General features: G+C 68.6%; 26 protein-coding genes and 1 pseudogene. 17 read left to right on the top strand and 10 right to left on the bottom strand.

Annotated features, from left to right (window positions below):
• Positions 1 to 20 precede the first annotated feature (20 nt).
• Positions 21 to 338, bottom strand: coding sequence for a putative quinol monooxygenase (locus KIP79_RS07400; RefSeq protein WP_214103919.1), 318 nt, complete (start codon positions 336 to 338; stop codon positions 21 to 23).
• Positions 339 to 501: 163 nt separating this feature from the next.
• Between KIP79_RS07400 and KIP79_RS07395 the strand changes: the two genes are divergently transcribed.
• Positions 502 to 1,398, top strand: a complete 897-nt coding sequence (locus KIP79_RS07395) for an AraC family transcriptional regulator (RefSeq protein ID WP_214103918.1) — start codon at positions 502 to 504, stop codon at positions 1,396 to 1,398.
• 5 nt (positions 1,399 to 1,403) lie between these two features.
• Here KIP79_RS07395 and KIP79_RS07390 read toward each other — a convergent pair whose 3' ends face one another.
• Together KIP79_RS07390 and KIP79_RS07385 are read right to left on the bottom strand one after the other, a co-directional pair.
• Positions 1,404 to 2,063: a response regulator transcription factor gene (locus KIP79_RS07390; RefSeq protein ID WP_214103917.1), complete on the bottom strand. Its 660-nt coding sequence runs from the start codon at positions 2,061 to 2,063 to the stop codon at positions 1,404 to 1,406.
• Positions 2,060 to 3,169 carry a sensor histidine kinase gene (locus KIP79_RS07385; RefSeq protein ID WP_250212816.1) on the bottom strand — a complete coding sequence of 370 codons (1,110 nt, stop codon included), beginning with the start codon at positions 3,167 to 3,169 and terminating at the stop codon, positions 2,060 to 2,062. The genes KIP79_RS07390 and KIP79_RS07385 overlap by 4 nt, the downstream gene beginning before the upstream one ends.
• Before the next feature lie 367 nt (positions 3,170 to 3,536).
• On the opposite strand from KIP79_RS07385, the gene KIP79_RS07380 reads away from it, so the two are divergent.
• A complete protein-coding gene (locus KIP79_RS07380) occupies positions 3,537 to 5,033 on the top strand; it encodes a DUF1349 domain-containing protein (RefSeq protein ID WP_214103915.1) in 1,497 nt (498 codons plus the stop codon).
• A gap of 80 nt (positions 5,034 to 5,113) precedes the next feature.
• Here the strand turns inward: KIP79_RS07380 and KIP79_RS07375 are convergent, their stop codons facing one another.
• Positions 5,114 to 5,677, bottom strand: a complete 564-nt coding sequence (locus tag KIP79_RS07375; protein WP_308169610.1) for a DM13 domain-containing protein — start codon at positions 5,675 to 5,677, stop codon at positions 5,114 to 5,116.
• 440 nt (positions 5,678 to 6,117) lie between these two features.
• On the opposite strand from KIP79_RS07375, the gene KIP79_RS07370 reads away from it, so the two are divergent.
• The 4 genes from KIP79_RS07370 to KIP79_RS07355 all read left to right on the top strand — a co-directional run bounded on the left by KIP79_RS07370 (position 6,118) and on the right by KIP79_RS07355 (position 11,958).
• A complete protein-coding gene (locus tag KIP79_RS07370) occupies positions 6,118 to 7,482 on the top strand; it encodes a cytochrome ubiquinol oxidase subunit I (protein ID WP_308169609.1) in 1,365 nt (454 codons plus the stop codon).
• Between the two features lie 2 nt (positions 7,483 to 7,484).
• Positions 7,485 to 8,483, top strand: coding sequence for a cytochrome d ubiquinol oxidase subunit II (locus KIP79_RS07365; RefSeq protein ID WP_214103913.1), 999 nt, complete (start codon positions 7,485 to 7,487; stop codon positions 8,481 to 8,483).
• Between the two features lie 103 nt (positions 8,484 to 8,586).
• Positions 8,587 to 11,583, top strand: coding sequence for a tetratricopeptide repeat protein (locus tag KIP79_RS49255; protein ID WP_214103912.1), 2,997 nt, complete (start codon positions 8,587 to 8,589; stop codon positions 11,581 to 11,583).
• Between the two features lie 15 nt (positions 11,584 to 11,598).
• Positions 11,599 to 11,958: a hypothetical protein gene (locus KIP79_RS07355; protein WP_214103911.1), complete on the top strand. Its 360-nt coding sequence runs from the start codon at positions 11,599 to 11,601 to the stop codon at positions 11,956 to 11,958.
• Positions 11,959 to 11,970: 12 nt separating this feature from the next.
• Here the strand turns inward: KIP79_RS07355 and KIP79_RS07350 are convergent, their stop codons facing one another.
• Positions 11,971 to 12,807 carry an EamA family transporter gene (locus KIP79_RS07350; protein WP_214103910.1) on the bottom strand — a complete coding sequence of 279 codons (837 nt, stop codon included), beginning with the start codon at positions 12,805 to 12,807 and terminating at the stop codon, positions 11,971 to 11,973.
• 77 nt (positions 12,808 to 12,884) lie between these two features.
• On the opposite strand from KIP79_RS07350, the gene KIP79_RS07345 reads away from it, so the two are divergent.
• Positions 12,885 to 13,457, top strand: a complete 573-nt coding sequence (locus tag KIP79_RS07345) for a helix-turn-helix domain-containing protein (protein WP_214103909.1) — start codon at positions 12,885 to 12,887, stop codon at positions 13,455 to 13,457.
• Positions 13,458 to 13,490: 33 nt separating this feature from the next.
• Here the strand turns inward: KIP79_RS07345 and KIP79_RS07340 are convergent, their stop codons facing one another.
• Entirely contained in the window at positions 13,491 to 14,063 is a 573-nt protein-coding gene (locus KIP79_RS07340; protein ID WP_214103908.1) for a dihydrofolate reductase family protein, read from the bottom strand.
• 76 nt (positions 14,064 to 14,139) lie between these two features.
• Between KIP79_RS07340 and KIP79_RS07335 the strand changes: the two genes are divergently transcribed.
• Positions 14,140 to 14,751: a TetR/AcrR family transcriptional regulator gene (locus tag KIP79_RS07335; protein ID WP_214104018.1), complete on the top strand. Its 612-nt coding sequence runs from the start codon at positions 14,140 to 14,142 to the stop codon at positions 14,749 to 14,751.
• Between the two features lie 131 nt (positions 14,752 to 14,882).
• Positions 14,883 to 15,416 carry a GNAT family N-acetyltransferase gene (locus KIP79_RS07330; RefSeq protein ID WP_308169608.1) on the top strand — a complete coding sequence of 178 codons (534 nt, stop codon included), beginning with the start codon at positions 14,883 to 14,885 and terminating at the stop codon, positions 15,414 to 15,416.
• Positions 15,417 to 15,505: 89 nt separating this feature from the next.
• On the opposite strand, the gene KIP79_RS07325 is transcribed toward KIP79_RS07330, so the two are convergent.
• Both KIP79_RS07325 and KIP79_RS07320 read right to left on the bottom strand, forming a co-directional pair.
• The gene (locus tag KIP79_RS07325) at positions 15,506 to 15,718 is read right to left on the bottom strand and encodes a DUF397 domain-containing protein (protein ID WP_214103907.1); all 213 of its coding nucleotides are present in this window, start codon (positions 15,716 to 15,718) and stop codon (positions 15,506 to 15,508) included.
• Positions 15,709 to 16,533, bottom strand: a complete 825-nt coding sequence (locus KIP79_RS07320) for a helix-turn-helix domain-containing protein (protein WP_214103906.1) — start codon at positions 16,531 to 16,533, stop codon at positions 15,709 to 15,711. Before KIP79_RS07320 ends, KIP79_RS07325 begins: the two co-directional genes overlap by 10 nt.
• Before the next feature lie 195 nt (positions 16,534 to 16,728).
• Between KIP79_RS07320 and KIP79_RS07315 the strand changes: the two genes are divergently transcribed.
• Positions 16,729 to 17,358, top strand: coding sequence for an ATP-binding protein (locus KIP79_RS07315; protein ID WP_214103905.1), 630 nt, complete (start codon positions 16,729 to 16,731; stop codon positions 17,356 to 17,358).
• Between the two features lie 38 nt (positions 17,359 to 17,396).
• Positions 17,397 to 17,729: a helix-turn-helix domain-containing protein gene (locus tag KIP79_RS07310; RefSeq protein ID WP_214103904.1), complete on the top strand. Its 333-nt coding sequence runs from the start codon at positions 17,397 to 17,399 to the stop codon at positions 17,727 to 17,729.
• A 2-nt stretch (positions 17,730 to 17,731) separates the two neighbouring features.
• Here the strand turns inward: KIP79_RS07310 and KIP79_RS07305 are convergent, their stop codons facing one another.
• On the bottom strand, positions 17,732 to 18,679 hold the full coding sequence (locus KIP79_RS07305) for a Bug family tripartite tricarboxylate transporter substrate binding protein (protein WP_214103903.1): 948 nt from the start codon (positions 18,677 to 18,679) through the stop codon (positions 17,732 to 17,734).
• A gap of 124 nt (positions 18,680 to 18,803) precedes the next feature.
• On the opposite strand from KIP79_RS07305, the gene KIP79_RS07300 reads away from it, so the two are divergent.
• From KIP79_RS07300 to KIP79_RS07290, 3 genes are read left to right on the top strand one after another with little or no spacing between them, the layout of a single operon-like run.
• Positions 18,804 to 19,190, top strand: coding sequence for a GntR family transcriptional regulator (locus tag KIP79_RS07300; protein ID WP_214103902.1), 387 nt, complete (start codon positions 18,804 to 18,806; stop codon positions 19,188 to 19,190).
• A complete protein-coding gene (locus KIP79_RS07295) occupies positions 19,187 to 20,074 on the top strand; it encodes an ABC transporter ATP-binding protein (RefSeq protein ID WP_214103901.1) in 888 nt (295 codons plus the stop codon). Before KIP79_RS07300 ends, KIP79_RS07295 begins: the two co-directional genes overlap by 4 nt.
• Complete coding sequence (locus KIP79_RS07290; RefSeq protein WP_214103900.1) at positions 20,071 to 20,721, top strand: ABC transporter permease; 651 nt, start codon at positions 20,071 to 20,073, stop codon at positions 20,719 to 20,721. Before KIP79_RS07295 ends, KIP79_RS07290 begins: the two co-directional genes overlap by 4 nt.
• Here the strand turns inward: KIP79_RS07290 and KIP79_RS07285 are convergent.
• The gene (locus KIP79_RS07285; RefSeq protein WP_214103899.1) at positions 20,718 to 21,725 is read right to left on the bottom strand and encodes a macro domain-containing protein; all 1,008 of its coding nucleotides are present in this window, start codon (positions 21,723 to 21,725) and stop codon (positions 20,718 to 20,720) included. The genes KIP79_RS07290 and KIP79_RS07285 overlap by 4 nt on opposite strands.
• Positions 21,726 to 21,872: 147 nt before the next feature.
• On the opposite strand from KIP79_RS07285, the gene KIP79_RS07280 reads away from it, so the two are divergent.
• The 3 genes and pseudogenes from KIP79_RS07280 to KIP79_RS49245 form a co-directional block, all read left to right on the top strand.
• A complete protein-coding gene (locus KIP79_RS07280; RefSeq protein WP_214103898.1) occupies positions 21,873 to 22,958 on the top strand; it encodes a zinc-dependent alcohol dehydrogenase in 1,086 nt (361 codons plus the stop codon).
• Complete coding sequence (locus KIP79_RS49250) at positions 22,955 to 23,920, top strand: Gfo/Idh/MocA family protein (protein WP_214103897.1); 966 nt, start codon at positions 22,955 to 22,957, stop codon at positions 23,918 to 23,920. The genes KIP79_RS07280 and KIP79_RS49250 overlap by 4 nt, the downstream gene beginning before the upstream one ends.
• Positions 23,910 to 24,552: pseudogene (locus KIP79_RS49245) on the top strand (transposase); the annotation flags it as partial. The gene KIP79_RS49250 and the pseudogene KIP79_RS49245, both read left to right, overlap by 11 nt.
• Between the last annotated feature and the right edge of the window lie 41 nt (positions 24,553 to 24,593).

Genomic DNA, 24,593 nt, shown 5'->3' with positions numbered 1-24,593 from the left:
TTTCCGATGGACGAGTGAGGTCAGAAGGCGGCTTTGCCGTGGACCGGCACGTAGTCGGCGTACTCGCTCTCCTTGGCCAGCAGCTCGGCGAACCGCGCCACCATGGCCTGAGCGGCCTCACCGGCGAAAACCCGGTGGTGGTCCTCCTCGCTGGTCCAGCCCTCGGTGATGTGGACCACGTCGGGGTCGGACGTCGAACGGCTGACGAGGTAGACGACGCAGTACTCGCTCGCGGCGGGGTTGCCGTCCTTCAGGCCGGACAGCAGCAGCTCGACCACTTCGTCCCCCTTGCCCGGCAGGGCGGTCATCGTGGCCTGGAACCCGTAAGTTGCGATCATGACTACTTCTCCCAATCTCTGGAGCCGTGTACGTGCTCCGTGGAATCTGATGACTCAATTTCACCAGTCCCACCTGCGGAGAAGGTAGAAGGATGCTCGCAGGCCCTTGCACGATCCTCCCTCATTTGGAAATTTCTGGCCTTCCCTGTGCTGCAATCGGAGCATGCGCCTCGACGAACTGCGGGCCCTGCTGGCCCGGCACGTACGATCCGACTGGACGACCGCCATCGACGGCGTCCTCATCTCGAAAGTCGAACAACCCGATCCGCCGTCGGTGTCGATGTCCGGCACGGTGCTGGCGCTCATCGCCCAAGGCGCCAAACGCCTCAGGCTGGGCGACCGCGTGTACGACTACCGGCCAGGGCAGTACCTCGTCGCCTCGGTCGACTTACCGGTCACCAGCCACTTCACCGAGGCCAGCCCCCAGCACCCGGCGCTCGGGCTCGGCCTCACCCTGAACCCGTCTGCCATCGCCCAACTCCTGCTGCGGGCCGGCCCGGGAGACCTGCCGCGCGCCACCGGCGGCGCCCATCCCGGCATCATCGTCAGCGACGCACCTGACGAGCTGCTCGACGCGGTGATCCGGCTCCTGCGCCTGCTCGACCAGCCGCGCGACCGGGCGGTACTCGCCCCGCTCGCGATACGCGAGATCCTGTGGCGGCTGATCACCGGCGAGCAGGGCACCGCCGTACGCCAGCTCGGCCTGGCCGACAGCAGCCTCACCCACATCGCCCGGGCGGTGCAGTGGATCCGCGACCACTACACCGAACCCTTCCGCGTGGAGGACCTGGCGCGACTGTCCGGCATGAGCGTGTCCGCCTTCTACCGCAACTTCCAGGCGGTCGCCGCCACCAGCCCCATCCAGTTCCAGAAGCAGATCCGCCTGCACCAGGCCCGGCTCCTGCTCGCCGTCCACCCCGACGACGTCGCCGGTGTCGGCCACCGCGTCGGCTACGACAGCCCCGCGCAGTTCAGCCGCGAATACCGCCGCCACTACGGCACCCCACCCAGCCAGGACGCCCCCCGCCTCCGCCACTCCCCGCGCGCCGCCCTGCCGTAGCACCTTCACTGAGCGATGCGGTAACCGACGCCGGGGGTTGTGGTGATGACCGGCGGTTGGCCGAGTTTGCGGCGGAGGCGGCCGATGGTGACGGTCACGGTGTTGGTGAAGGGGTCGGCGTGTTCGTCCCAGACCTGTTCGAGGAGGGATTCGGTGCTGAGGGGGGCGGGGCTGGCGCGGAGGAGGGCTTCCAAAAGGGCGAACTCCTTCGCCGAAAGGTCCAGGGGGTGGCCGTCCCGGGTGACGGTGCGGTGGATGGGGTCGAGTTCGATGCCCGAGGCGCGCAGCGTGCGGGCGCGGGCGGAAGGCTGGCGGCGGGCCAGGGCGCGGATGCGCAGGACCAGTTCCGGGAAGTGGAAAGGCTTGGTGAGGTAGTCGTCGGCGCCCAGTGTCAGGCCGCTGACGCGGTCGCCGGGGGTGGCGGCGGCGGTGAGCATCAGCGTCATCACCCGCTCGTGGCGTTCGGCGATCATCTGGCAGAGGGTGTCGCCGTGGATGCCCGGCAGGTCGCGGTCCAGCACCACCACGTCGTACGCGTTGAGGTCGAGTTTGGCGGCGGCCTCCAGGCCGTCGTACGCCACGTCCACCGCCATGCCCTGATCCCGCAGGCCCTCCGCCAGGATGGCGGCCAGTGCGCGGGCGTCCTCGACTACCAGCACTCTCATGCCGGTACGCCTGCCAGGGGCAGGGTGATGGCGACCCGCAAGCCGCCCTCCGGCCGGGCGCGAAGGTCCAGGGTGCCGCCGTGGATGGCGGCGATGTCCGAGACGATCGACAGGCCGAGCCCCGATCCGTGGGCGTTGCCCGTGCGTTCGGCGCCCAGCCGCTGGAAGGGCCGGGCCAGTCGGCCGACCTGCTCGTGATCGAGGACGCGCCCGCCGGTCTCCACGACGAGCAGGGCTGTCTCGTCGTTCGCCGTGGCCGCGATCCGGATCCAGCCGCCGTGCTGGTTGTGGGTGACGGCGTTGTCGATCACGTTGTCGACCATGCGTGCCAGCAGCGTACGACTGCCGTGAATCCGGGCGTCGTCGTCCAACTCGTCGTGGACGGTCAACTCCATGGCGGAGACCTCGGCGGTCCTGGCGGCCAATGCCTCGGAGACCAGGTTGCCGAGCGGGACCGTCACCTCGTCCGGCGCGGCGCCGTGCTGGACGCGGGCGAGGAGCAGCAGGCCCTCCAGAAGCCGGTCGATCTGGTCCAGCTCGGTACGGAGGCGGTCGGCCAGCGCGGTCGTCTGTGCCGGTATCGGCGGCGGTTTGGCCACCGCGACGTCCAGCGCTGCCCGCATCGTCGTCAGCGGGGTACGCAGTTCGTGCGAGGCGTTGGCGACGAACCGGCGCTGCGCCTCGAAGGCGCCCTCCAGGCGTGCCAGCAGGCCATCGATGGTGTCGGACAGGTCCTTGACCTCGTCGTGGGGGGCGGTGACGGCCAGCCGTTCGTGCAGGTTGTCGGCGGAGATTCGCCTTGTCGCGGCGGTGATCGTACGCAGTGGGCGGAGCACCCGGTCGGCGACGACGCGACCGAGCACCGCCGAAACCGCGAGCATGACCGCCAGCGCGATCAACGAGCCGGTGAGCAGCTGCCGCAACTGCTGCGTGTGCACCTGGTCCAGCTCAGCCTGAAGCGCGGCGATGTGCTGCTGCGCGGCGACAAGCGGGACCGGTTGCGGCTGGCTACCGACCGGTGCGGACATCTTGACGTTGCCGATGGCCAGAAGGTTGGTGAGGGCCAGCAGCGCGGCTCCGGACAGCAGGAACAGGGCCATGTACATGGCGGTGAAGCGCAGTCTGATGCCTCGGCCCCGCAACCGAAAATGTCGTGACCCGCTCATCCTGCCCTCTCACCTATGGGCCCTCGTGTTCATCCGCGCCCGCCGCCATGTCGACCCGTCCAGGACAGCGCGCAACGTTGTGACCTGCTCATCCGTGCCCTGTCCCGGTGCCGGCCTCCCAGGATGCCGTGCCCAGCCCAACGTCGTGACCTGCTCATCCACACCCTGTCCCGGTATCGGCCTCCCAGGATGCCGTGCCTGGCCTAACAACGAGATGACGGCCGTCGTTCGGGGGGTGTTATGGCTGGATCTCTAGAACTTCGCGCATGCATGCAACCTTCGAACTCGCCCCCGGGCGGGTGGCGTGATGACCGCCGCCCCACCCCCGGAGGGGTTTTCTCGCCTGGTCCGTACCGAGTGGACCGGATTCCGCGCGGCTCGCGGCCGGATGGTCGGCTTGGCGGTCGCCGCGCTGCTCGTCATCCTGCCCGGCCTGCTCGGCGCGGTGGTAGCCCGGGTCATCTGCGAACCCGGCCCGTGCCCCGCCATACCGGTCGGACCGGACGGTCAGGGGGTCGAGGACCGGTTCACCTTCGCGCATCAGTCCCTGACCGGGGACGGCGGCATCACCGTCCGCCTGACGTCGATGACCGGGATCATCACCTATCCCCCGCCCGACCACGACAAGATCGTCTCTGGCCTGGTGCCCTGGGCCAAGGCCGGGATCATGATCAAGGAAAACACGCGGCAGGGTTCGGCGTACGCCGCGGTCATGCTCACCGGCCGCCACGGGGTACGGATGCAGCACAACTTCACCGAGGACACCGCCGGCCTGCCCGGCGGAGTCTCCACCGGATCACCGCGCTGGCTACGCCTCACCCGAACCGGCGAAACCATCACCGGCTACGAGTCGACCGACGGCGAACACTGGACCACGATCGGCACGGCCACCCTGCCGAAACTGCCTCCCACCATCCAGATCGGCCTGTTCGCCGCCTCCCCCGGCGACCTGACCGTGGACCGGACCCAACCCGGCGGCGCCATCCAGGTACGTTTCACCCAGTCCACCGCCACCTTCGACCACGTCACCCTCCAGGGCACGGCGTCCCCCGACGGATGGACAAATGACCAGGTAGGCGACGGACCCGGTCAGACCGACTGGGAGCGCTATCACCGCGCAAACGGCGTCGTCGAGTCCGGCGACACACTGACCGTAACCGGGACCGGCGACATAGCGCCGAAGCTCGATGGCCCCCGGATCGAGACGACCCTCATCGGAACGATCGCCGGACTGATCGCGATCATCATCCTGGCGGCCCGTTACACCACCACCGAATACCGGCGGGAACCAACTCAGGTCCTGGCGGCGAAGGCCACCGTCGTCGGGACGGCGGCCTTCGTCGCCGGACTGGTCGCCGCCATCGTGGTGCCCGTCGGCACAGCAATCCTGCGTGCCAACGGAAACCATGTCCTCCCGGCGTCCCTGCTCACCGAGGTACGGGTAATGGCCGGCACCGGGGCGCTGCTCGCCGCGGCCGCCCTGCTCGCCCTCGGTGCCGGTGCCCTGCTCCGCCGAGGGGTCGTGGCCATCGTCCTGGCCATCGTGATGCTGGTGCTCCCGTACCTGTTCGCCTTCTCCGGCCTCCTCCCCGAGGCCGTTACGGACTGGCTGTTCCGGGTCACTCCGGCGGCCGGATTCGCAATCCAGCAGAGCATCCCGCAATATCCGCAGGTGGTGGGGTACTACGCCCCCTCGCAAGGCTATTTCCCCCTGCCGCCGTGGGCCGGTTTGGCCGTGCTCGGCGGGTACGCAGCACTCGCGCTCGGGCTGGCCGTCTTCCGGCAACGCCAGAGGGAGGCATAGCGCGGTCCACAGGCGGGGTGGACCGACGTCGGCACCCCGCCCGGGACCCGGCCACCCCTCCAGCCGGCACAGGACACTGATCAGGCGGCGAGTGGGGCCGCACCGAAGGAGACGGCGAAGCGGCGGCACCAGATCGTGACGCTGGTCAGGGAATCCAGGTCAGCGGAAGCGGGGATCGGGTAGTTGGCATTGCCCTTGTTACCTTTGAGCTCGCCGAGTTCCAGCCACTCACCGTCGTCGAAGACCCTCCATTCGCCTTCCTTGACCGGTTGGTCGCTGAGCCAGACGCGCAGATCCGGCCCATCGGAGGTATCCAAGTTCTCGATCCGGAGCACCCGCTCCCCATTGGGAAGCTGCAGAACCTTCGCAACTCCGGAAGTCTCATGTTCATGGGTGATAAAGGTGCCCATAGACAGAACACGCGGCCCCTCCGGAGAAGCCGCCGGGGTCGCGACGTCTCCCGTCATGTCCTCCCCGGTCATGGTCGCCTCCCCGGTGGGGGCCTGTCCGGTCGCAGCCACGGGTGGCGGTTCGTTCACCTCGACCGTGGTGAACAACCGCCAGGGTTGAAACAGGTACAAGGCCACGGCGACCCCGGCGGCGACCACGATCCAGGTCACAGGGTGGCGGAACACGTTCCTCACTGAGGTCCCTCTCATTGCCCGATCCCGGACAAGCCCACTTCTCGGACAAGCCGTTCTCGGGCGAGTAGTCCTTGACAAACTCGCTCCCGAACAGCAGAGCATGTGAGAAAGCCGACAAGGCCTGTGTTCCGTCTTACGACAGTCTTACGACCTCCGCTCTGGAGAGAAACAGCGCCGGCGAATGGCGGGTCTGCGTTGAATTTCGCATCAAGTCGAGAATCGGGCCGCGTCGTCCTCCAGGCGGAGGGGGCCTGATCACGCCCGCGCCCCTCGCCGTCCCCACCGCCCGACCCCCCCGGGTCCCGCAGTAGCGCTTCTTCGACGCTGCAACCGCCCATAAGCGGTACGGCCTCTACCGCGACTTGGTAAGGCCGGGCGTACGCGTACGAGCCGGGGGTACGAGCCCCGCGGGGCGGACCGACAGGTGGGGAGGCGGGCTGGTGGAGCTTTCCGGCCTCCCGTTGGTGACCGGTCCGGACCTGGTGGCGGCGCGTACTCAGATGGGCCTGTCTCTTGGCTGGCACATCATCGTCGCGTGTCTGGGAGTCGGCATGCCGGCCATCACGCTGCTCGCCGAATGGCGGGGCCACCGGACGGGCGACGTACGCTACCGGTTGCTGGCCCGGCGCTGGGCCAAGGCGATGGGGGTGCTGTTCGCGGTCGGCGCGGTGTCGGGCACGATCCTGTCCTTCGAGATGGGCCTGCTGTGGCCGGGACTGATGGGCGTCTACGGCGAGGTCATCGGACTGCCGTTCTCGCTGGAAGGCATCGCGTTCTTCATCGAGGCCATCTTCCTGGGCATCTACCTCTACTCCTGGGACCGGCTGCCGCCAGTGCCGCACCTGCTGTCCGGTGTCCCGATCGTGCTGGCCGGGGTGGCCAGCGCGTTCTTCGTCGTCACCGCCAACGCCTGGATGCAGCAGCCCACCGGTTTCGACACCCGGAACGGGAGGATCATCGCGGTGGCCCCGTGGGCCGCCATGTTCAATCCGGCCACCCCGCCGCAGACCACGCACATGATCCTGGCCGCGTTCATGGTCGCCGGCTTCGCGATGGCCTCCGTGTACGCGGTGGCGATGCTGCGCGGGCGGCGGGACGCTTACCACCGGCTCGGCCTGCTCCTGCCGCTGACCGTCGCCGCGATCGTCACCCCCGTGCAGATCGGCGTCGGGGACTGGGCGGCCCGCTTCGTCGCCGAGAACCAGCCCGTGAAGCTGGCGGCCATGGAGGGCGTCTTCGAGACCCAGCGCGGCGCGCCGCTGCACGTGGGCGGCATCGCCATCGACGGCCAGTTGCGTTACGCCCTGAAGATCCCGAGAGGGCTGTCCCTGCTCGCCCACGGCGACCCGGATGCCGTGATCGTGGGCCTGAACCAGACCCCCAAGGCCGACTGGCCGCCGATCAACATCGTGCACCTGGCCTTCCAGGCCATGGTCGCGATGGGCTTCGCCCTGCTGCTCCTGGCCGTCTGGCTGGCGGTCTCCTGGCTACGCCGCCGCGAGCCGCCCTCCTCCCCTTGGTTCCTGCGCGCGGTCGCGGTGTCGGGACTGGCGGCGGTGATCGCGCTGGAGGCGGGCTGGATCGTCACCGAGGTCGGCCGGCAACCCTGGATCGTGTACGGCGTGCTCCGCACCTCCCAGGCGGTCAACCCGGCCCCCGGCCTGGTCTGGGGCTTCGTGCTGGTGACCCTGGTCTACTTGGTGCTGACCGTCGCCACCGTGTACGTGCTGCGCCGCCTGGCCCGGGACCAGCCCGTCCCGATCGCCCCGCAGGAACCCGACGTAACCGGTTTCAAGGTCACCTGACCATGCTTCCCGAGATCATGATCGTCGTCCTGTGGATCGGCCTGACCGCCTACGCCTTGTTCGCCGGAGCCGATTTCGGCGGCGGCATCTGGGATCTGCTGGCCGGGCGATCCGCGGCCGGGCGCCCGCAACGCGAGCTGGTCGAGCACTCCATCGGCCCGGTCTGGGAGGCCAACCACGTCTGGCTGATCTTCGTGATCGTGCTGATGTGGACCGGCATCCCGTCGGTCTTCGCCGCGGTCGCCTCCACGCTCTACATCCCGCTCACCCTGGTCGCGCTCGGCATCATCGCCAGAGGCTCCGCCTTCGCCTTCCGCAAGGTCAGCACCCGCCTCTGGCAGCAGCGCCTGTTCGGCGCGGCCTTCGCGTTCTCCTCGCTGGTCACGCCGTACTTCCTGGGTACGGCGGCCGGTGCGGTGGCCTCCCGCCGGGTGCCCCCGGGAATCGCCGAAGGTAATCTGGTGACCAGCTGGAACAACCCGACCTCGATCATCGCGGGACTGCTCGCGGTCGGCGTCACCGCCTACCTGGCCGCCGTCTTCCTCACCCGCGACGCCCAGCGGCTCGGCCGGCACGACCTCGCCGAGGCCTTCCGCCGCCGCGCCCTGATCACGGGCTGCCTGGTCGGCCTGCTCTCGGCCGCGGGCCTGATCGTCCTCTGGCTCGACGCCCCACGCCTGCTCACCGAACTCACCACCGGCCGCGCCCTCCCCCTCCTGGTGCTGTCGGTCGTATCCGGCCTGGCCTCCCTCCCCCTCCTCTGGCGCCGCGCCTACCTCGCCGTACGGCTGACCGCCGCGCTCGCCGTGGTCGGTCTGCTCTGGGGCTGGGGCGTCGGCCAGTACCCGGAACTGCTTCCCGGCGTGACCCTCGACCGCGCGGCGGCCACCGAAACCGTCCTGGCCGCGACGCTCGGCGCACTGGCGATCGGCGCCCTGCTGGTCGTGCCCTCCCTGTGGTGGCTCTACCGCACCTCCCAGCGCGGCCACTCCCCCAGTTGAACGGCCCGCGCCCAAGGGTGAGAATCCAGCCCATGGCGCGTTCGCGACTATTACCGGCTACCCATCGGATTGATCCCCCGGCGGGGCGCGAAGTTGACGCCCGGTGACGACTCAGCGGGTGGACAATTCCCGCATCGGCGGCCACAACATTCAGATCGGCCGCGTCGACGGGGATCTCGCCATCTTCCTCGATCGCCCCGGTTACCGGCTGGAGCTCCTCGAACCGCGAGCCATCGCCCATGTGCCTCGCTCGCGCCGTACCCCGTCATACCTGCTCGACGCCCGCCGGGAGATCGTCCCGTACCGGCGCCGCCCCGACGTCGAGCAGCACATCAGGCACTGGCTGCATGAAGACGACGAACCGGCCTCAATGGTGCTCATCCACGCGCCGGGCGGGCATGGGAAAACCCGCCTGGCCGCGCACCTGGCGACCGGCGCGCATACGAAGGGATGGACAGTCGCGCAGGCCGTCCCCAGGACAACAACGCCGGACCACATCAAACCCGCCGAGACGACCGACCGCGAAGGGCTCCTCGTCGTGGTCGACTACGCCGAGCGCTGGCCGCTCCCCGTACTGGTCGAGCTGGTGGACGACCTGGTACGCCGGTGCGGTAACCACCGGCTGCGGATCCTGCTCCTGGCCCGGCCCCAGGCCGAACTATGGGAGAGCATCCGGGCCGAACTGACCAGATCCGCGATCGACCTGCCCGCCCCGATCGCGTTGACCGCGTACGACGCCGGACCGGTCGACGAGATGTTCAACGACGCCGTCGCCGCCTTCGGGCAGCACCTCCCGGAACTGGCGTCGAACCAGGCGCCGATCCCGGTGCCCCATCATCTGAAAAGTGTCCAATCCCCCCTGACCGTGCACATGACGGCTCTCGCCGCTTTGTGCGCCAGGTACGACGACGTCCCGCTCCCGGGCCTGGACGACCTGTCCGATTTCCTGCTCGACCACGAGCGCCGCTACTGGCACGCCGACCCGGCGGACACCTCGCGCATCGAGCGCATGGTCCTGGTCGCCTGCCTGTTCGGCCCGCTCGACGACACCGCCCGCGCCCGCTCCTGGCTCCGCCGCGCCCACCTCGCGGACGGCGACGCCGAAGCCGAATCCCTCCTGGGCGCCCACCGCCGTCTCTACCCACCGGACGCCTCCGGGACAGGCCACGCCGTCCTGCCTCCGCTCCGCCCCGACCGCTTCGCCGAGGACTTCCTCGCCGCCCAGCTGAGCCGCCCGCACACCACCGAACTCCTGACCGAGCTGTTCGGCCACGCCACCCCGGCCGAGACCCGCCAAGGCCTGATCATGCTCGCCGCCACGGCGAACCGGCACACCTCCCCCCGTGCCGCCTTCTTCGCCCTCGCCGCCGGCCCGGCCGCCTCCCACGCCGGCGCGCCCGTGGTCGCCGCCGTCGTGCGTCACGCCACCCTTGACCAGGCCATCGCCGTACTGGATGCCCTGCCCGAGCAGAGCGTCGAACTTCTGCGGCCGAGGCGTGACCTCGCGGAGCGGATCGTACGGGAACTGCCCTCCGACGCGACCCCCGAGGTTCGCGCCGCCCAGTTGAGAAAGCTGGGAGCGTCGCGGGCAGCGGCCGGGGACCGGAAAGGAGCACTGGACGCCGCCCTCGAAGCGGTGCGAATCCACAGCGAAGCGCCCCCATCCGAATCGCGTATTCACGAGTACGCCCTGGCCCTGGAGTCGCTCGGAAATCGCCTCGCGGAGGTCGGAGACCGGCAGCTCGCGCTGCACATGACCTCGCTGGCCGCCGCCCGGTACGCGCAGCTCATCGAAATCGACCCGCGCCGTATCCCCGACTACGCCACCGCCCTGTATTACCTCGGCAACCACCTGTCGGCGACGGGCGACCGGACCACCGCGCTCAAGGCCACCCAGCGGGCCACCGACCTCTTTCGGATCATGGCCGAAGTGAACCCGACGTTCCGGCCCCTGCTCGCCGCCGCTCTCACCGATCTGGGCAACCGCCGGTTCGAAACCGGAGATCCGCAAGGCGCGGTCGAATCCGCGCGCGAGGCCATGAGCATTCACCGAATGCCGGCCGAGGCGGAGCCCGGCGCATATCTGCCCAATCTGGCGGGGGCCCTGAGCAATCTCGGGTCCGCGCTCTCCAAAGTCGGTGATTTCCGGGCGGCGCTCGACCACGCCCGTGAAGCGACGGCCATTCACCGCACCCTCGCCGAGGAGGAGCCCGATGCCTACCGTCCCCACCTCGCGAAAAGCCTGAACAATCTGGGTTTACGCCTGTCCAACGTGGGAGATCCGCAGGGCGCGGTGGAGGCCACCCGTGAGGCCGTGGCCATATTGCGTATCCTCGCCCAAGCCGAGCCGGACGCCTTCCTCCCCGATCTGGCCACATCCCTGATCAACCTGGGAGGTCGATTGAGGGACGTCGGAGAACAGTTCGCCGCCCTTGAAGCCGCCCGGGAAGCCGTCACCATCTCCCGTACGCTGGCCGAGGCCGAACCCGACGCCTTCATTCCCTACCTCGGCCGCTCTCTTATCAATTTCGGGCTTTTCCTGGCGGACATCGGTGCCGTGGACAGCGCGCTCGAATCCCTCCAGGAAGCGGTCGCCATCATCCGTGCGCTCACCGAGGCGGAACCCCGCACCTACCTTCCCCTCCTGGCCCTGTCCCTGTTCAACTGGGGAACCGTGCTCGCCACGTCCAGGGACACCCTGGCCGCGATCAATGTAACCAGGGAAAGCATCGAGATCATCCGCCCGCTCGCCGAAACCGAGCCCGCCGGTCACCTCGCCGACCTGGCCAGGTCCCTCATCAGCCTGGGGAACTACCTGACCACCGCAGGCGACCACCTGGCCGCCAGGGAGGCCAGACGCGAGGTCCTCTCCATCACCCGAACACTGGCCGAAACAGACCGCGCGGCCTGTCTCCGCAGTCTCGCCCACAGCCTCCTGTCGTACCTGCGATCGTGCGAATCAAGCAGCGAGCTCCGAGCCGCGACAGTCGAACTCATCGAGGTCTACAAGGAGATGAACCAGCAGTTTCCCGGCAGGTACCACAACTCCTTGGCAAAGGCACACTTCATCCTGCACCTGGTCGGCAAACCAGACAGATAGGAGATAATCCAGCCCATGGCACGTTCACGGTTGTTGTGGGCAATCGTCGGATTGCTCACCGGCCTAGCCTTGGCCGGTTTAGCCGCTTATTTCGTAAAAGTCGGATTGGACGACGCCGACAAGACCGCCAGCGTCATCGGCGCGTTCATCGGCCTCATCGGCCTGGGCCTCGCCGGGTACGGCATCGTTCTGTCCCGGCAAGCGCTACTCCTTTCCAAAGCAGAACCGGAACGTACGCAGGATTCAGGATCCGCGACACCGGAAGCGAAGCCGGCCCCGGGAAGCCAAGTAGTGTCCAACTCCTGGATCGGCGGCGACAACATCCAGATCGGCCAGGCCAGGGACGTGAACATCGACCGCCGACGGGACAGCTGAGCTCGCCGACGGTCAGTTGAGGGCGAGGAGGCTGACGGCGACGGCGGCGATGCCGAGGCCGGTCAGTTGGGTGTGGTGGATGCGTTCGGTCAGGACGATTCGGGCCAGGAGGACGGTGCCGGCCGGGTAGAGGGCGGTGATGACGGCAACGACGGAGAGGTCGCCGGTGCGGGCGGCCAGGAGGAAGGCGAGGTTGGCCAGGGAGTCGAGCATTCCCGCGGCGGCGCAGAGGGCGAGGGCCGGGCGTTGGGGGCCCAGGCGTTTGCGGAGTAGGGCGGCTACCGTCAGGACGAGGGCGGAGGAGACGGCGCGGCCGGTGATGAGAGGGGCGAGGCCGCTGTCGGTGGGAGCCTGATGGAGGCAGATGAGCTGGGCGGCGATGGCGGTGCCCGCGCCCAGGGCCAGCAGCAGGGCGGTGCGGCTGGGGCGGGAGGCGCCTGTGCCGGGGCCGGCGCTGACCAGGACCACGGCTGTCAGCGCGAGCGGGAGGCCGAGCAGGGCGTACGTGGTGAGTTGTTCACCTTGGGCCAGGCCGAGGCCGACCGGTAGGACCGCGGAGACCAGTGCGGTCACGGGAGAGAGCACGCTCATGGGGCCGACGGCCAGGGTGCGGTAGAGCAGTGCGAAGGCCGCGGCCGATGCGACTCCGGAGGCGGCGCCCCAGGCCAGGGCAGCCGGGCTCCAGTGCGCGCCGAGGAGGGGCCAGAGGGCGAGTTCGATGGCGAGGCTGGCGGGGGCTGCGATGATGACGGTGCGCAGGACGTGCGCGCCGCGGGCGCTGAGCCCGCCGAGGAAGTCGGCACAGCCGTAGGCGAGGGAGCTGGCCAGGGCCAGCAGGAGAGCGGTCACGACAGAGGCCTTTCAATAGAACGACCAGAGCGTACATTAAAATGACCGCAGAGGAGGAACGGGAAGCAGTGGGGCAGATGACGACGGCTCTGCAGGCGGTGGCGTCCAACGTGAAGGCGGCCCGGCTGCGGGCGGGCCTGACCGCGGAGCAGCTCAGCAGCCGGGCGCAGGTGAGCAAGGGCGCGCTGGTCAGCCTGGAGAACGCCCAGGGTAACCCCAACCTGGCCACGCTGGTGCGCCTCGCCGACGCCCTGGGCATGTCGGTGTCGGCCCTCACCGAAGGTCCCCAGCACCGGGACATCCAGATCGTCGAGACCGCCGACGTCGAACCCCTGTGGACCGGAGAGCTCGGCGGCGAGGTCCGCCTCATGCTGACCACCAGCGGCCCGGCACCGGTGGAGGTGTGGCGCTGGCGCCTGCACCCCGGTGAGGCGTACCCCAGCCACCCGCACCCGACCGGGGTCGTGGAGACCGTCAGCGTCACCCACGGCTGCCTGATCCTCGTCCTCGACGGCACCGAGCACCAGGTCCCCGCCGGAGCCACCGCCACCTTCGACGCCGACGTCCCCCACACCTACCGAGGCGGCGGCACCGAGCCCTGCGAGTTCCTCATGACCGTGCACCTGCCGCCGCGCACCACCAGCGGATAGCAACCCTCGACCAGACGGCACCGCGGCGAGGAGTCAGGTCGCGCGGCCGTACCACGTCACGGATGTGCCGTTGCTGAAAGATTGGGTCTGGGTGGGGGTGAAGAGTGTGGGTTGGAAGGCTCCGGTGATGGCGGAGATGCCGGCTCCCGCGATGACTGGGTAGGTCTTGATGACCAGTTCGTCCAGTTCGGGCAGCAGTGAGCCCGCGAGGGTGCCGCCGCCGCAGAGCCAGACGTCCGAGCCTTCCTGTTTCTTGAGTTCGCGGACGAGTTCGGCAGGGTTGTCGCGGACGAGTTCCACGGATGGGTCGTCGATCGTGGGGATCGTGGTTGATACGACGTACTGCTTGAGATGGGCGTAGGGGCTGGTGATACCGACGTCGAGGGCGGGCTGGTAGGTGGACTTGCCCATGATCACTGTGTCGAAGTGTTTGTTTGGGGCGTCGAGGGCTATTTGGGAGCGTATGTGGGTGGGCAAGGTCTCGGGGTACTCACTGGCCAGCCAGGCGCCCAGGTCGTTCGGTATGGGATAGAAGTCGAACTCTCCGCTGGGGCCTGCGATGTAGCCGTCGATGCTCATGCCGACGTAGTAGACCAACTTGCGCATGCGATTACTCCGGTTGAAGTACTCTGTGTGTAGTGGTTTGAACGTAGTACTACAACTGGAGTGGTGTCAAAGCGTGGTGCGACAGAATCCTGCGAGGCGGGCGGCGTTGTTGGATGCCGCCATCGACGTTCTGGCACGCGAAGGTGCGCGTGGGCTGACCTTCCGCGCCGTCGATGGGCAGGCCGAAGTTCCTCCTGGAACGTCCTCGAACTACTTCTCCAACCGTGACGATCTACTCACTCAGGCGGGAGCGCGCATCTACGAGCATCTGACTCCCGACGCCGTGACCACCGCGCGAAGCCTCGAAGGGCCCCGCGACCGCAACCGGGTCACCGAGCTCATGCACGACCTGGTGGGCCGGATCACCGGCTTCCGCACCGGCTACCTCGCCCTTCTGGAACTCCGGCTAGAGGCCACCCGCCGCCCGGACCTGCGTGCCGTGCTCACCCGGCAGATCAGAGCCGACCTCGACGCCAACATCGACTACCACTTGAGCTCGGGTCTCCCCGGCGACGCCACCACAGTGGAGGTGCTCTACCTGGCCATGAACTGGCTCATCGTGGAACAGCTCACCCTGCCCGAGGTGTTCGGCGAACAACGCCTGCACGAACTGGTCGAACGAGCCGTGGACCGCCTCGTCCCGGAATCACCATCGCCGTCTGGCAGGAGGAGCAGTGGCCGATCGTAAAGGGGCTGGTGGCGCGGTGATGCGAGCCCACCGCGGACGCGCGGGCGGACGCCGAGGGTTGGACCTCCAACCCCCGTGACCTTGGGGAGACCGGCTGGCGGACGAGCTTGGCCCTGCGGAAGACTCAGTACGTGGATCAGGGCAGTGGTGGCGGCCGTGGCATGACCGCCGAGCGGATCGAGGCGCCCCGGCTCACGCTCACGCCCCTCACCGTGGAGGACGCAGACGACATGGTGGGTGTCCTCGCCAGCGAGGAACTGTATGCGTTCATCGGGGGAGGGCCGCCGGGCCTGGGCGACCTGCGGGCCCGGTACGCCAGGCTGGGCACGGGACGTTCCCCGGACGGCCGGCAGGACTGGCTCAATTGGATCCTGCGGCGCAGGCAAGATGGCCGAGCGGTGGGGACCGTCCAAGCGACTGTGACCGAGGGAGAGCGGCGGGCCGAGGTCGCGTGGGTGGTGGGGACGGCCTGGCAGGGGCGCGGGTACGCTTCGGAGGCCGCTGGTGCGGTGGCCGAATGGCTGCGTGGCCGGGGCGTCGGTCTCCTACAGGCTCACATCCACCCTGGTCACGAGGCGTCCATGAAGGTGGCGGCCAGGATTGGCCTGCGGCCGACGGACCTCTTCGAGGACGGCGAGCGCCTGTGGCATTGGGAACGGGGCTGAAGCCGCGAATCCGATCCCTTTGGAACCTCGGATTCTTGCCGTTACCGACCTGGGCTCACAGCCCCCGTAACCCCCGCCATTAAGTTTCTCTAGAAGTCGAAGTCGCCCGACTTCGCGGCGTCCACAAAAGCTTTCCATGCGGTGGCGCTCACGACGAATGGCTGCTGGTTCGGGGCTTCGGTGTCGCGAATGCCGACTCGGCCGTTGGAGAGGGGAGCCACTTCGATGCAGTTTCCCCCATTGTCTCCTGAGAATGACGCCTTGCGCCAAGCGGCGTTCGCCAGCTCGTCCTTCACGTCCATCTCTTCACCATCGTCTCTCTGATCAGCTCAATCGATGCACGAGCCGGAAGCGCGTCGGCACGCAATGCCTCGTATCTGTCATTGATGACGGCGACGTCGCTCGGGCGATCGGTGACGTATCCCTTTGCCGGGGATTCGACGTATACGGTATCAGGCTGTGACGGTAGCTGGGCGATGACGAAGGCTCCAAGGAGCCCCGCAGTTGAACCACTGGCCAGAGGAACCACCTGGATGCTTACGAAGGGATGGTCTGCCATCTCGGCAAGCTGCTCTAGCTGGCGTCGCATTACATCTTTGCCGCCCAGGGGGCGCCAAAGCACAGTTTCATCGAGAACCGCCCAGAAGATGGGTGGGTTCGACCGAGTGAAGATCGCCTGGCGAGTTTGCCGGGCGACCACGAGTTCCTCGAACTTCTCCCTGGTCATGCCAGGGCGCCCGCTCAGTACCGCACGCATGTATTCCTCCGTCTGAAGCAGGCCGGGAACAAGATTGGGTTCCCAGGTTCGGAGCGTGCGCGCCTGGGGTTCGATGTCCAGCCAGGCGTGGAACCACTTGGGGCTGGCCTCCTTGCTGATCTGGGGCCAGAAGCGGAGGAGTTCGCCGTTGAGGTCGAGGGCCTGTTCGCAGACCTCGATGAACTCGCGGCGGGGGACGCGGTCGGCGCGTTCGATGAATCCGATCAATGAGGCGCTGAAGTTGATCTTTTCGGCGAGCTTCTCTTGGGAGAGTTTTCGGGCCAGGCGATATTTCCGCAGTTCATGGCCGAGTAGTGCGACTGGACCAGCGTCGGGGTTGAGTTCACGGGGGGCCGGCATTATTCCTCCAATCATCGGGTCTTACGTGGTCGCACATAGGTTGTACGAAGATCGGATTTATACGTTCGACCTTCGTGCTGGTTTCTTTCTTTGCATCAATGCTGATTAAGGGCACTCTGATGGCGATTCGTCAAGAGCAGTGGGGACGGGTTTTACAGCTACGGCCGGCGATCTGTACGGCAAAAGGGATAAATCATGATGAGTGTGGAACGGGGGGCGTCGAGGCTGCTCGGGGCCCTTGATCTCCCAGGAGTGGCCACATCGGCCGCAACCGCCCGCCGATACGTCAGCACATTGCTCGAAAAATCGGGATTTGGCCGGATCGACGATGCGGTCCTACTGGTGTCGGAGCTCGTGAGCAATGCCGTGCTGCACTCGGAGTCGGGGCGGCGAAGCGACGGCCGGTTGCTGATGACCGTGTCCATGGTGTCGGCAATGTCGATGCCGATGACGTCGGCACGCAACCAGGCCACCTCCAGTCAGCGCCTACAGTCCGCTCAGCCTTCTCACGCAGCTCAAGGCACCCAGGCCAGGCAGCCCGCTAGGGCCATTCAGACCGCCCAGGCAGCCCAGGCCACTCAAGCCCCTCAGGCCGCTCAAGCCATCGGGGCCGCTGCACCTGATCCGGCCGCTCAAACCGTGCAACCCCTCCAGGCCGTGCAAGTGGAGGTGATCGACGAGGGGTCGGCTGCGGGCAAGCCTGAGCTGCGGGCGACGCCGGATGGGTGCGGTGGGCGCGGGCTATGGCTGGTGGAGCAGATCGCCGCCACCTGGGGTTATCACGACGATCATCGGGGGCGAGTGGTTTGGTTCGAGCTGCGATGATCACCGCGCAAGCCGGGCAGACAATGGGCGGAATCCCGGTGAGCCGTCAGGTCGTGCAGGTCGTCGATCTGATCGTCAGCAGAATTCAGGAGGGGGAGATCCAGGGTCATCGGCGGGTGGCCACCCTCCGGGGCCTGCGAGCCGACCACCGGGTGTCGCGGGAGACGGCGGTCCAGATCATGCTGAAACTCACCTCCTCCGGCTGGGCCTACACCGTTCCGTACCGTGGGACGTTCGCCGTTCCCGTCCATCTGTGGCCGACCAGAAGCCCGTACGGCGTCTCCCGCGGAACACGACTCGACCTCAACGGCGTCGGGACCATCCAGGAACTGGAGTCCAGGCTGGCCGAACACCTGGGTTTCACGGAATAGGGTCAGTCGAGGCCGCGCAGCACGCCCAGGTCGGCGAGGACCTCGTGGGCGCGCTGGGCCTCGATGGACAGCCATCGCGCGAAGTCGCCGCCGGCGAGATACATCGGCGTCCAGTGTTCGCGTTCGCAGCCGGCGTGCCAGGCCGCCGAGCCGTCCAGGTTGGCGCACAGGTCGTACAGGCGGGAACGATCCTCCTCGCGGAGGGCCCCGGGCGCGACCAGGCCCCGCCAGTCCGCGTACGTGAGGCTCGCCCCCGACTCCATGAGGGTGGGCGCGTCGACCCCGCGTACCCGTTCGGGCGCGGACACCGCGAGCACCCGCAGTTTCCCCAGGTGCGGGATGAGATCGCGGTAACCGCCGATCCCGGCCATGAACCGCCCGTCGAGCAGCGCGGTGATCACGTTCGCGGTGTCGGGAAAGGCGGAGTAGCGCAACAGTCGGGCGTCGGCGCCCAGGCCGCGAGCGGTCAGCCCGTACAGGACATGGTCCGGTCCCCCCGCCGAACGCCCGGCGAGCCGCACGGAGGCGGGATCGCGGATGAGCGTGGCGGCGAGGACCTGGAAGTCGCGGAAGCGGGAGTGACGGGGAGCGACGATCAGCAGCCAATCCCCCGCGAGCCGGGCCAGCGGGGTGGTGCTGGCCAGCAGCGCGGTGGCGTCGCTCCCCGCCGCGGCGGTGACCATTCCTGGTCCCGCCAGCATGAGGAGATCGGGTCGGCGGCTCCCGGCGAACCGGGCAATGGTGGTCAGGTCCATGGACTGCGGGCCGATGGTGACGGACGAGACCAGCCGCCGCTTCTCGACTGCGCCCTTGAAGGTGGACGCGAAGGAGTCGGCGGGCGCCGGAACGATGAGCGAGATCGGCGAGGCGACGCGGTCCTTCCGGTGAGCACATCCGGCCGCGAGGGCGACAGCCCCCGCACCCAGCACGAGAAACTCCCGACGCCGCACCGCCCACCCCCCCAAATCCCCCTATATCGCACCTTAAGCGTACATCTCGTCACATAACGTGACATCGGCGGGGTTGCGAGGAGGCAATTAACTAATGTATTAGTTAATTGAGGTGAGGAGAACGTTGATCGAATTCACACTCGACCGGAAGTCGGGCACCGCGACGTACGCGCAGATTGTGCAGCAGGTGGAGCACGCGCTCCGGGCCGGTCTGCTGACCTACGGCGACCAGCTCCCGACCGCCAGGGAGGTGGTCGCCCGGCTGGCCATCAACCCCAACACGGTCCTGCGCGCCTACCGTGAGCTGGAACAACGCGGCCTGGTCGAAGCCCGCCCGGGGCTGGGCACCTTCGTGCGAAGGTCCTTGGCCCGCCCGCACAACCCCCGCCTTGAGGCGGGACTGCTGGCCTGGGTGAGCGAGGCCCGCGCGGCCGGCCTGGGCCCCGACGACATGCGCTCCCTGCTGGAATCGGCCCTGACCGGCCACCTCCGCCAGGCGGACACCGCATGACCGCCCTGGAGGCCACCGGCCTGGGCAAACGGTACGGCGACAAGTGGGCACTGAAGGACGTCTTCCTGACCGTCCCTGAGGGCAGGATCATCGCCCTGGTCGGCCCGAACGGCGCCGGAAAGACCACGCTGATGAACCTGACCGTGGGCCTGCGCCGCCCCACCACCGGCCAGATCCACGTCTTCGGCCGCCCCCCGTACGGCGAGAGCCTCCAGCATGTGGCCTTCGTCGCCCAGGAAAAACCCCTCTACCCGGAGTTCACCGTCGCGGAAACCCTCCGCCTCGGCGAACGCCTCAACCCCCGCTTCGACCAACCGGCGGCCAGAACCCGCCTGGACGAACTCGGCATCCCGCTCAAATCCAAGATCCGCGCCCTCTCCGGCGGCCAGCGCGCCCAGGTCGCCATCACCCTGGCCGTGGCCAAACGCGCCGAACTGATCGTGCTCGACGAGCCGCTGGCCAACCTCGACCCGCTGGCCCGCCACGAGGTGATGGAGGGCCTGATGGCCGCCGTCGCCGACACCGGCATGACCGTGCTGCTCTCCTCCCACGTGATCGCCGAACTGAACGACGTCTGCGACCACCTGATCCTGGTCTCCGGTGGCCGCGTCCAGGTGGCGGGCGACATCGAGGACATCGTGCACCGCCACCGCCTCCTGGTCGGCCCGGCCGGCACGGCTCCCGCAGGCCCGTACGACGTGGTGAGCGAACGCACGACGGAACGCCAGTCCACCTTGCTGGTCCGCATGCGCGGCCCGATCCACGACCCCCGCTGGACGGTCCGCGACCTCGCCCTGGAGGACGTGGTCCTCGGCTACATGCGCGCCAGGGACAGCGTGCACCTGCCCCCACCGACGATCGCCGGCACGGAGGATGTCGCATGACCTGGCTCGCCTTCCGCCAGCACCGCGTCCGCATGGTGACGATGGCGCTGATCGTCGCCCTCTGGGCCGGCCTGGCCGCCGTCGAACACGGCTTCCCCGGCCTGCGCGGCATCTCGGCCGGCCTGTTCCCGTACATCCCGCTGGTGCTGGGCGTCTTCCTCGGCGCCCCACTGGTCTCCCGCGAGTTCGAACGCGGCACCCACCAGCTGGCCTGGACCCAGAGCATCACCCGTTCCCGCTGGTTCCTCCCCCAGACGCTGGTCGCCCTCGCCCTGGCCGTGCTCACCACGGCCGGAACCAGCGCCCTGGCCTGGTGGTCCCTCGGCGGCCTGCCCTGGAAACGCGAGGTCAACGACACCCTGTATGTGCTGACCGGCGCCCTCCCCTACGCCTGGGCGGTGTTCGCGGTCGCCATCGGCGTGGCCTGGAGCGCGATCACCCGGCGCACCACGGTCGCGATGGGCGCCTCCTTCTTCGGGGTGGCCGCCACCCAACTGATCGCGGAGGGCCTCCGCAACCGCGCCGACCGGGAGCTCGACTGGCCCTTGACGGCTCTCCAGTCGGCGGAGGCGGGCGTGCTGACGGCACTGGCCGCCCTGCTCGGGGTGGCCGCCTGGTGGTGCACGACCAGACGGGACCCGGCCTAGCGCGAGGTGTCGGCCCCGTGGAAGTCCAGCCGCGGGTTGCCGTCGAACGCCTCGCGGCAGATCGCGAGTTCCTCGGCGGTGTAGGCGAGGAAGTACACCGTGCGGAGCAGGCTCCGCCGGGTGGACAGGTGGTCGACCGCGGCGCCGAGCAGGACCTCGACGGTGTCCCGCAGGTCGCCGCCGCCCGACCCGGTGCCCAGCAGTGGGAACAGTACGGCGCGGGGGCGCCCGTCCCTGGCGCACAGGGTCTCGGCCAGCGCGCAGGCGTTGGTGACGCACCTGCCGACGTCCCTGACCTGCCGGTACCCCCGCCCGGGTTCGCCCTGTACGGCCGCGACGTGGATGACGTGCTCGACGCCGTTGGCGCCCGCCAGTTGCCCGGGGCCGGTCATGATGGCCGTGCCCGGGTGGACGGGGCGCCGTCCGTGTACCCGGTGTTCCAGCTCGTCGGCGATCGGGTCGTGCACGATGCCGCCACCGCCGTCGTGGCGCGCGCTCTCAAACCTGATGACCGCCGAAATGCAACAGTCGTCGAATCGCGCCATTCGCATCTGTGTGTTCTCAGAATTCACCCAAATCTCAATGCTTTTCACTCGGCGCAGGTCCCCGGTGATGATTCCCAGGCGCGGGCCGTCGACCGTCGGCGGCGGCCGGAGGCGGTAAAGGAACTCGATCTGGTGGTTAAGGTGCCGGGCCGGGCTCGCATTCGGCCGTTCGGCCCCGTCGGCCACCCGCTCCCAGGCGTCCAGCCAGGGGCGTAGCCGGTCGCGTGGCACGCCGAGCACAACAAGGATGTCCTCATATGTGCTTTCGGGGCATAACCGCTGTCCCCGCAGGTAGGGGTCGAGCGTGCTGGGTGCGCGGCCCGTCCGTTTGGCGATCTCCCGTACCGGCATTTGCACCTGGCCCTTTCCGGCGGCACGGCGGCGCAACATGGTCAGGGCGCGGGTGAGTTCTTTCAGGGTGGTAATGCCGACGGGATCGGGAATCTCGTAATCACTCATCCTTTCAGTCTGTATTTCCGGCAAAGAATTGCCAACAAGAACGGCGTCCTGTCCGCGGACGTCCGCGGACAAACGGCCCGCCCGCCGCGGGCCCGCCAGCCGCGGAAAGCTGCTCTGCATCCCATCCCCCGATGAAGGCAGGATGTCATGTGGGCTTATGAAATGGCCGGTGCCGGCGTGCTCTCCCTTACCGAGCGGCCTGATCCCGCGTGTCCCCCGGACGGTCTGCTGCTGCGGACCGAGGCGGTGAGCGTGTGTTCGACCGATGTCTCGTACTACCGCGGACACCTGGTCCCTGAGCAGTGGCCGATCGTGCCCGGGCACGAGTACGTCGGCCGGGTCGTCCAGATCGGAGAGAACCTGCGCGGACGGGTCCGGGAGGGCGACGCGGTCGCCTACTGGGGGCAGACGGACTTCGAGGGGCTGGCCGAGTACCGGGCGATCCTCCCCCTCTTTCCCGGCGACGAGCGGAGCGAGAGCACCTGGTACACCGAGCGGGGTTTCGTGGACGCCCACCAGGCCGCGGCGGTGATCCTGCCGCCGGACTCGACGCTCTCCCGGATGACGTTGATCGAGCCGCTGACCTCCGTGCTGCGGGCCGTGCTGAGCCACCCGCCGCACCCCGGCGACATCGTGGTGGTGCTCGGCGCGGGCCCGATCGGGCTGCTGGCGGCGCAGGTGATGACCAGGTTCTTCGGTGTCGCCGGGGTCATGGTGCTGGAGCGGAACCCGGCCAGGCGGGCGGCGGCGCTGCGGCTGGGGGTGAGCACGGCCTTCGACCCCGAGAGCCAGGCCGAGGTCCTGTCGGGGCTCGCCGACAAGCACTACGGCGCGGTCGCCGACTACGTGTTTGACACGCTGCCACACGTCGGCGCCTCCGATGTCCGGGCCGCCGGGATGCGTCTGCTCCGCGCGGACGGCACGTACGTGATCTTCGGCGCGACCAGCATCCCGCAGAGCGTGGACACCTGGGCCGTGCTGGCCAAGGGCCTGCAGTTGAAGGCCGCTCCGTTCGACGTGCGGGCCTTCCCGATGGCGCGGACCGCGCACGTCATGCAGGTTGCCCAGAATCTGCTTTTGAGCGACATTCTCGAAATGGACTCACTCATCACCGGAACCGTCGACTTCCTGGACGAGGCCGGCGTACGCGGCGTCTTCCACGGCTACGGCACGGCCGGCGGTCTGAAGACCGTCGTCGTGTTCGGCCAGGAAACCCCCGGGGCCGCCTCGTGACCAGGCCGATCCGGTGGGGCGTGCTCGGCACGGGCAACATCGCGAGCGTGTTCACGGAGGATCTGCTGACCTTACCCGGCCACGAGGTCGCCGCGGTCGGCTCGCGGGCGCCCGAGACGGCCGAGACGTTCGCCAACAGGTACGGGATTCCCCGGGCCCACGGCAGCTACGAGGACCTGGCCGGCGACGACGGCGTGGACGTCGTCTACATCACGACACCGCACCACCTGCACCACCCGATGGGACTCCTGTGCCTGGAGGCCGGACGGGCGGTCCTGGTGGAGAAGCCGTTCACGGTGAGCGCGATGGAGGCCAGGGAGTTGGCCGGCCTGGCGCGCACCCGCGGGCTGTTCACCATGGAAGCCATGTGGATGCGGTTCAACCCGATCGTGGAACGGATCCGCACCCTGGTCGCCGACGGCGCGATCGGCGAGGTCAGGGCCGTGTACGCGGACTTCGGCATCGCACCGGAGTACGACCCGGCCGGGCGGCTGTGGGCACCCGAGCTGGCCGGCGGCGCCCTGCTCGACCTGGGCGTCTACCCGGTCGCGCTGGCCTGCCTGCTGCTGGGCGCGCCCGAGCGCGTCCGCGCCCTGTCCACGCCCGCGGCGACCGGAGTCGACGCGGACACCGCGATCCTGCTCGGCTTCCCGTCCGGAGCGGTCGCCCTGCTGCACGCCTCGCTGCTGGCCCACTCGCCGCACGCCGCGACGATCGTCGGCACCCGGGGCCGGATCATCGTGGACGGGCCGTTCGTCCGGCCTGACTCGACCCGGTTGTTCCGGGACGGTGCGCCGCCGGAGACCTGGCGCGAGGAACTGGCCGGGCACGGCTACACCTACCAGGCGGAAGAGGTCGCCCGGTGCCTGCGCGCCGGCCGTACCGAGTCGGACCGTTGGCCGCTGGACCTGACCGTGACGGTCATGGAGACCCTGGACGCGATCCGGGCCGCCGGCTCCTAGTGCTGTGATCGGCCGGGAAGCCTTACGCGCGCTGCTCGCCCGCCGGGGGATCACCTTCCAGCGCACCAAGACCTGGAAGGAGTCCCCGGACCCGGACTTCGACGCCAAGCTGGACCGGATCGAGTACGCCCTGACCCGGCGCCCGGAACGGACTTTCGCCTTCGATGAGTTCGGCCCGCTGGGCATCCGCTCTGCCCATGGGTGGGGGTGGGCGGGACAAGGCCGGCCGGGGCGGTTGCCGGCCACCTACCACCGCACCCACGGGATCACCTAGCCGCCCGTCCGGACGGCGCCCCGATCTATGTGATCCTGGACAACCTGTCGCGCACAAGAACCGGCGCATCCGGGCCTGGGCGAGGAAGAACAAGGTCGAGTTGTGCTTCACCCCGACCTATGCCTCCTGGGCCAACCCGATCGAGGCGCACTTCGGGCCGCTGCGGCAGTTCACCATCGCCAACTCCGACCATCCGAACCACACCGTCCAGACCCGGGCGTTGCACGCCTATCTGCGCTGGCGCAACGCCAATGCTCGCCATCCCGACGTTTTGACCGCCCAGCGCCGTGAACGTGCTCGAGTCCGTAGTGAGAAGGGCATCCGCTGGGGCGGCAGGCCACAGTCAGCCGTGGCGTGACCGCCCAACTCGGTGATCGTTTCCGGTCACAGCACTAGCCA

Origin of the sequence: Acrocarpospora catenulata (assembly GCF_018476525.1) — a bacterium.
Lineage (GTDB): Bacteria > Actinomycetota > Actinomycetes > Streptosporangiales > Streptosporangiaceae > Acrocarpospora > Acrocarpospora catenulata.
Note: the sequence above shows the minus strand (reverse complement) of the source record. Positions and strands in the feature narration are given on the sequence as shown.